This window comes from Vibrio sp. Vb0888 (assembly GCF_033338835.1).
Taxonomy (GTDB): Bacteria; Pseudomonadota; Gammaproteobacteria; order Enterobacterales; family Vibrionaceae; genus Vibrio; species Vibrio alginolyticus.
This window is the reverse complement of the sequence record NZ_JAWOTL010000276.1, coordinates 1-1107: the sequence shown is the minus strand read 5'-3', so window position 1 is coordinate 1107 and position 1107 is coordinate 1. Positions and strand designations below refer to the sequence as shown.

The 1107-nt window shown below is 45.1% G+C and carries 1 protein-coding gene; it reads right to left on the bottom strand.

The genetic code is table 11. The annotated features are described in order from the left end of the window. Positions 1-1089: dicarboxylate/amino acid:cation symporter (locus tag R7P72_RS25600; RefSeq protein WP_318111043.1), on the bottom strand; the 1089-nt coding region annotated here is incomplete at its 3' end. Positions 1090-1107: the final 18 nt, after the last annotated feature.

Sequence of the window (1107 nt, the reverse complement as noted above, 5' to 3'; positions counted from 1 at the left end):
AAGAAGCACACCAACCATCACTACACCACCACCTGGTACGCCACCAGCACCAATAGAAAGAAGAAGAATCGTCAGACCGAGTGTAAACACATCAGCGGTGTTAATTGGCTGGCCAAACGCGTTAGCAACGAAGATTGTTGCAAGCGCGATGTAAATAGATACACCTGACATGTTCATCGTCGCGCCTAGCGGTACACCAAAACCCGCAACTGATTTAGAAACTTGCAGTTTCTCTGTCAGAGTACGCATGGTTACAGGGATGGTTGCATTTGAACTTGCCGTAGATAGGGAAAATAGGATTTGTTCACGAGTTGCACGGAGAAACGCCTTTGGAGAAGTTCCAGTCGTAATGCCAACTGCCATTGGATAGAAGATGAAAATCCAGAACACAAGCATAGCCACGACAAGCGCAACGTAACCTGCAACAGACATCAGTGTATTCGCATTTAAGGTTGCACCTAGTTGAATCATCAGAGCAAACACACCGTAAGGTGCTAGACTCATGACCAATCCAACCAGCTTCATCATGATCTCATTGGCCATCTTAAACGTGCGGATAGCAGGGCCACCACGAGAATCCAGAGCTTGAATGGCTAGATCTGTCAAAATAGCCATAAAGATAATTTGTAGCATGTCGCCGTTAGCAAAAGCTTGTACTGGATTGCTTGGTACAATGTTTACCACGAGCGAGAAAATATCTGGTGTTTCAGTTGTCGTCAGTTTGACGGTTTCAGAAACCGTACCCGCTAAGTTTGCACCAGCACCCGGTTGGAAAATTAAACCTACGGTCAACGCTGCTGCGATCGCAATGATGGTATTGAGAATGTAGAGAGTAAAAGTTTTCCCACCAAGACGACCAAAAGCACTAATGTCTTTCAAATCGACAATGCCGCACACGATTGAAACATACACAAGCGGCACAACCAAAAGCTTGATCAGCGAGACAAACATGCCGCCAACCCCTTCTGCCGTTCCAAGTAGGTAAGTATCAAAAATCGCAATACCACTAAATAAGTACTGAATAGCTGTGCCCAGCACAAGGCCGGCAAACAAGCCTATAAAAATCTTACTAGAAAGCGATTTATCCATTATAAATCTCCGATATGT